The sequence below is a fragment of the Paraburkholderia sp. Ac-20336 genome, from assembly GCF_017105025.1.
In the GTDB taxonomy this organism is placed as follows: Bacteria; Pseudomonadota; Gammaproteobacteria; order Burkholderiales; family Burkholderiaceae; genus Paraburkholderia.
Genome location: NZ_JAAGPS010000219.1, coordinates 1 through 6,185, shown reverse-complemented (window position 1 = coordinate 6,185; position 6,185 = coordinate 1). Strand labels below are relative to the sequence as shown.

Annotated in this window: 4 protein-coding genes; all 4 read right to left on the bottom strand. The window is 67.7% G+C overall.

The annotated features are described in order from the left end of the window. The coding region (tssM, locus tag GXB81_RS30125; RefSeq protein WP_205991121.1) for a type VI secretion system membrane subunit TssM at positions 1–2,341 on the bottom strand (2,341 nt) is incomplete at its 3' end. Positions 2,342–2,387: 46 nt separating this feature from the next. Then, a complete protein-coding gene (locus tag GXB81_RS30120; protein ID WP_167285821.1) occupies positions 2,388–3,677 on the bottom strand; it encodes a DotU family type VI secretion system protein in 1,290 nt (429 codons plus the stop codon). Positions 3,678–3,700: 23 nt separating this feature from the next. Beyond that, a complete protein-coding gene (gene tssK / locus GXB81_RS30115; RefSeq protein WP_167285820.1) occupies positions 3,701–5,035 on the bottom strand; it encodes a type VI secretion system baseplate subunit TssK in 1,335 nt (444 codons plus the stop codon). Between the two features lie 35 nt (positions 5,036–5,070). Next, on the bottom strand, positions 5,071–5,970 hold the full coding sequence (tagH, locus tag GXB81_RS30110; protein WP_241016589.1) for a type VI secretion system-associated FHA domain protein TagH: 900 nt from the start codon (positions 5,968–5,970) through the stop codon (positions 5,071–5,073). Positions 5,971–6,185 lie beyond the last annotated feature (215 nt).

Below are 6,185 nucleotides of genomic sequence, written 5' to 3'. Positions count from 1 at the left end.
CACCGTTGAACGGCACCACGTCGACATCGCCGAGCAAGGCATCCCATTGGCGGATGTACTCGTCGTAATAGAGCCGCGTCATGCCGGCCTTCAGGTCGTCGAGACCATTCGGCGTCAATACGGATTCCTCGCGTCCCAGCACCCAATCGTCCTTGGCGATATCGAGCACCGCCGCGTCGCGCAACTGGACGAACTTCCGGTAACCGGCCCGCGTATAAGCGCCCGACACGCCACGCGTCAACGGCGCGCCGCTCTTGCGCACGAGCACCAGCGCGGCATTGCGCCCAGCGGCATTGGCGACGCTGAACTCCGGCAGCCTGCTCTGTTCGAGATCGCGTTTGACGCGGTTGAACAGGCGCTGGGTCAGCGGCATCTTCGCGAGTGTCGCCCGCGCCTGCGCGATCAGGTCCTTGTCGAGCGGCAGCGACGCATCGAAGCGCGCCGGCTGGAACAGCGCCGCCAGATGACCATCGATATCGTTGCGCTGCTCGTCGCTCGCATCACGCAACGGTCCACGGCGCCAATCGACATCGGCCCACAGGCGCACCGAGTCGGCGTCATAGTGCAGCGAATCGCCGAGCATCAGGTAGGCGCGCAGTACTTCATACTGGAAGTCGGGATTGTTCGCGTCGCCCCGGCGCAATTCGTCTTCCATGCGGCTCACCACGAGCGGCAGCAGCGTCTGCCGCAACAGCCGCCGATAACTGGTCTGCGCTTCGAGGCCGAGCTTGTCGCCTTGATAAAGGCCGAGGCGCGACAGCCACGGCACGCTTTTGTCGCGGTCCGCGTAACCGCCGGGCAGATCGCGCGCGGCATTGAGCAGCGGCAGCAAGGCCAGCGGGTTGTCGCTGGGCTGCGTGCTCTGCGCGAGCTTCTGCAATGCGGCCACATGCTGCTGCACCTTGGCCACGTAGGCTTCGTTGCGCTGATAGCTGACGAAAAACAGCACCAGCGCCAGCACCGCGACGACCCCGATCGCCGCGAGCGCGGCACGCTGGAACCACGCGCGGCGCCGCTCCAGTTTCTGGTTCACGCCCGCGAGCCCGGCTTCCTCGAAAATCACGTTGCGCAGCAGCTTCGTGATGAAGTACGCTCGCCCGCTCGCCGCATCCGGCACGACGACCTGTTGCTGAAAGCCGAGCGCCGAGGCCACCGCGCTCATCACGCGGTCGATCGGCCGGCCTTCCTGGGTGCCGCTCGTGAAATACACGCCCCGCAGCAGCGCGGACTGCTCGAAGCGGGACGTGCTGAAAGTTTCGTTCAGAAAGCTCTTCAGCATCGCCTGCAATCCCGCGAACTGCTGCGGGAATCCATAGACGAGCGCGCGCCGGCGCACGTCGGTCTCGCGCTGCATGCGATTCAGCACGCGCGCCTGCAACTGCTTTTCCAGTGCCTCGAATTCGGCCGGAAACGCGGCCAGCGCGTCGTCGGGCGAGCCCTGCTCCGTGTAGGGGAACGTCATGCCCCAGACCTGTTCGCGCTCGTCGCGGCCGAGGTCGTCGAAAAACTCGGCGAAACCGGCGAGCAGATCGCATTTGGTCACGATCACGTAGACCGGAAAGCGCATGCCGAGCTGGCCGTACAGTTCCTTGAGCCGTTCGCGCACGGCCTTCGCCTGCTGGTCGCGCTGGGTGTCCGACAGTTGCAGCAGATCGCGCGCCGACAGCGCGACGATCACGCCGTTCAGCGGCCGGCGTGGCCGGTATTTGCGCAGCAGTTGCAGGAAACCGGCCCAGCCGGCCTGATCGGCCTCGGCGAAACTATCCTGGGTGGTAAAGCGGCCCGCCGTGTCGAGCAGCACCGCATCGTCGGTGAACCACCAGTCGCAATTGCGCGTGCCGCCCACGCCGCCGACCGACTGCTTGCCGAGCCGGTCGGCCAGCGGAAACTTGAGCCCCGAGTTCAGTAGCGCCGTGGTCTTGCCCGTGCCGGGCGCGCCGACGAACATGTACCACGGCAATTGATAGACATACTGACTACCGAAGCGGCCCTTGACCCGCGCCTTGCGCAAGGTCGCCATCGCCGCCTCGAAACGCTGCTTCAGGGCCGCGATGTCGGCCTCGGATTCTTTCTTGCCGGGCGCGGGCTCGTCCGTTCCCTGCGCCACCACGCGCGTGAAGCGGACGTTCGCGAGCCGCATCGCGAGCCAGCGCACGGCCCAGTAGAGCGCCCACAACAGCAGCAGCACGACGATCACGACCCAGCGGCTGCCGGTGCTGTCGAGCGGCTCGTGACCGGCATACGCGACGAGCGGCCCCTCGACCCAGACGATCAGCGACAACGCGAGCACGCCGAGCAGCGACAGCACGATGGGCCGTCTCAGCCAGTTGAAGATTTTCATGCCCGGCTCCTCTGTGCCTTGCGCGACGAACGTCTTATCAGGTTCTTCACGATGCCGCTCCCGGCGCCAGCACCGTGATATCGACGCGGCGGTTGCGCGCGCGATTCGCGGCGGTGTCGTTGGGCGCGATCGGTTCGGCATCGCCGCGCCCTTCGGCGCTGAAACGGCCAGGCGTGCCGGCGCGGGCCGCGAGCATGTCGCGCACCGCTTCGGCGCGCGCCTGCGACAGATGCCAGTTCGACGGGAAGCGCGCGGAGAAGACGCGCTGGTTGTCCGTATGACCGGCCACGACCACATTGCCCTGCACGGCCTTCAAGGCATCGCCGATCCGTTCGATGAGCGGCACGAAACCCTCGGCCAGATCGGCGCTGCCCGACGCGAACAGGCCGTCGCCGTTGATCGTGACGACGGTCCGGTCGGGCAACTCGGCCACGCGCACGAGACCGCGGGCGATTTCCGGCGCGAGGAACTGCGACAGCTTCGGCGCAAGCTTGGGCGCGGCCGCGAGTTTCGAGGCCAGCGCGGGCGCGGGCGCGACCCGAATCCCGTGCAGCGCTTCGAATACGCGGTCGGACATGTCGTTGAGCCGGAAGCTCAGCACCAGATGAACGATCACGAGCACGAGGCAGGCCACCGCCGCCGCGACCCACAAGGGCACCAGTTGCAGCAGCGGCTTGCGCTCGACCTTGACCGGCAGCCAGTGCGGCGACAGATCGCGCTCGGCCGCGCCGCGCTGGCCGCGAATCATCTGTTCGAGGCGTTCGCGGATCGTGTCGAGCTGCGTGCGGCCGCCGTCGATCAGACGGTAGCGTCCTTCGAAACCGAGGCCGAGAATCACGTAGATCAGTTCGAGCACGTCGACATTGCCGGCGGGGTTCTGCGCGAGACGCTGCAGAATCAGGAAGAAACGCTCGCCGCCCGAGGCCTCGTTGTGGAACGTCACGAGCAGGCTGCGGCTGCCCCACAGGCCCGCGCCCCACGGCGTGCTGGCGATCGCTTCGTCGAGGAAGGTGCACAGGCAATAGCGCGAGGCGCCGAGCTTCTCGTCGTCGATGCCGTTCGCGCGGCCCTGGGCTTCGAAGTTGCGCACCATCTGCATCAGCTGGTTGCGCAGGTCTTCGACGTTCGGATGCGTCGGCAACTGGCGCAACGGCAACGCCAGTTCGATCAGCGGGTTGGCCGCGCGCAGCAGCGGATTGAGCCCGCCGCCCGCGGGCAGCATCGGCGCGGGCGCCGCCGCGGCCGCCATGAACGCGGCCCGCGCGCCGCCCGGGGTCGGAATCAGGATCGTCGCGCCGGGGTCGTCGGCGGGACCACGCAGTTCGTCAGGAGTCACGATGAACGTCCTCAATCAAGGTATCAGCGGCGAATCGCCCAGAATTCCATCGCGAGACCGGGAAATTCGCCGGCGACGTGCAGCGCCATGCCGGCGGAACTCGCGAACTGCTTCCACAGCTCGTTGCCGCGATCGAGTTCGAAGTAGGTAAAGCCGGCATGAAACGGCAACTGCCGGGGCGCCACCGGCAACGCGCGCAGACCGATGCCCGGCAGTTGCAGATTGACCAGATCGCGAATGCGCTCGATCGGTCCGATCTTCACCTGCGGCGCGAAGCCGGTCAGGATGTGCTCGGCCGGCATTTGCGCGCGCACCGCGAGCACGAAGGTGGCGCCGGCAAACAGCGTCTTGTCCGGCACGATCGCCACGCGCAGACCGAACTTGCGCTCTTCGAGCGGGATCGCCACCGCGTGCGGGTCCATCACCATGCTCAGCGACGCGCGGATATCGTCGATCACCGGCGCGAAGGTCTCGCGCAACCATTCGTGGCGATACACCGGATACGCGGGCGGGCGCTTCGACGCCTGGCTGAAAGTCGCCAGTTCGCCGGCCAGTTGCACCGCCACCTCGTAGAGCGCTTCGGGATGCAGACCGGTCATCGTCGAGAGATGCGAGGCCAGCGGCTCGTGACGATTGATCAGCTGCAACAGCAGGAAATCGGCCACTTCCGCGACGCCCGTCACGCCGGGCTGCGCGAGGCGGCCGGCCAGCGCTTCGCCACGCTGATGCAGCAGGCCCACGAGATCGTCGACGAAGGCGCCGAGGCGGCGCGCCACGCGATAGTCGAGACACGGCGGGCTGTAGTCGTTTTCGAGCACGACCCGGTTGTCGGGCAGGCGTTCGAGCACGCGCGCCACGCCCAGCGCCGTATAGGCATTGGCTACGTCGGGAGCGAGCGCGAGGCGCACCCGCAGTTTGCCGATCTGCATCAGCGCCGCGCCGGCGTTCGGATCATTGCTGTCGCTCACGTCGAGTTCGGCGATACGGTGGCGCGCGAAGTTCTCCTCGCTCGCCTCGTTGCCGGTTTCGGCCACGCCCGGCCGGCGCACCGGCAGCGCCAGTTGCACCAGCACGTTGCGGGTGCCCTCGGGAATGTCGAGCGGCTCGGGCAGATCGTCGTCGGCGGGCAGATCGAACGGCGTGCCGTCGGGCAGCACGCCCGCGCAGGACAGCAGCGCGAGCTTGCCGAGCTTGAGCAGCGGCTCGTCGATCTCCAGCGCGGTAAAGCCCCAGCTATACGGACGCAGGCCGGCGGCGCGCGTCTCCAGTTGCCGCTGCAGATAGCGGTCGTGCTGCTGCAAATGCTGGGGCTGCAGAAACATCCCCTCGGACCAGATGACTTTGCTATTCCAGGACATGTTGTTTCGTTCGATCGTGTCTAGGTGGGATCGGCTCAAGGTTTCGGCTGACGTGCGCGGGCCGCGTGCAGTTCGTCGATCTGGGCCTCGTACGCCTCATTGAACGCCTGGCCGAAAAGTTTCTGGAAGTCGTCCTCGGCTTCGCGCGCGACGGCGCCCTGCAAGCCGACGAACAGGTCCCATAGCTTCGCCTTGCGGTTCGACAGCACTTTTTCGAAGGCGCCCGGGTCTTTCAGCTGCGCTTCGATCGAGGCGGGATCGAAGCGGCCCAGCACATGCGCGAGCGCCGCGCGCATGCCGGCCAGCACGGCGAGTTCGTGCGCCTCGATATCGTCGAAGGCGCGCTTGAGCGCTTCGTCGGGCGGCAGATAGCCGGCCGTGCGGCCGGTCAGCATCTGCGCCAGCGCGCTGTCGACGTCGGGGAAAAATTTGAGCGGGTTGTTGTCGCGCGCGACGATCACGGTCGTGTCGAGGCGGGCTTCGCGTTTGGTCATCGAGCGGGCCCGCAATACCGCCATCGTGCCGCGCAGTGCTTCGCGCAACATCGTGCCGATCAGGCGCGCGAACTCCGGCCCGGGCAGATTCGGCGCGCGCGAGGGGTCGAGGCCGAGTCCTTCGAGCAGGGCCTGGAAGAGCACGGCGCGGTCGTCGCTCGTGGCACCGGGGGTGTCGTGGCGGGTTGGGGTTGTCGGGGCCGCTGGGGTTGCTGGGGCCGCGGGGATTGCAGGCGCGGCTCGTGCGGCGGACATCGCGGGCTGCGCGTTGCCTACTACGTCTTCGTGGATGGCCTGGGGCCGCGACGCTTCCGGGACCGGCAGCGGCACCTCAGGGAGCGGCGACGGCGCGGCAACGGATGACGTCTCCATCTCCAAGGGCGAAGCCGGCTGCGCGGCAAACGGCACATCGGGCTGCGCGGCTGGCGTTGGGGCCGGCATCGGAGCCACCGCTGGCGACGGCGCGGGCACGGGCACCGCCGCGGGGCGCCCGGACAACCGCACCCCCCCGCACACGCCCTCCGAGACCAGGCTCACCCCACCGCACCGCCCGCCTCCGCTCGTCTGCCTTCATCCGACGGGCCGCGACCCCTACAACATGATACGCGGTTTCGCCGCCCGCCCGCACGCACGCTTTGATCACACTGACAGCGCGC

Bases quoted from the DNA above. Each gene is read 5' to 3' on its own strand.
- tssK (WP_167285820.1), bottom strand. From the start codon at position 5,035: ATGTCCTGGAATAGCAAAGTCATCTGGTCCGAGGGGATGTTTCTGCAG.
- tagH (WP_241016589.1), bottom strand. From the start codon at position 5,970: ATGCCGGCCCCAACGCCAGCCGCGCAGCCCGATGTGCCGTTTGCCGCG.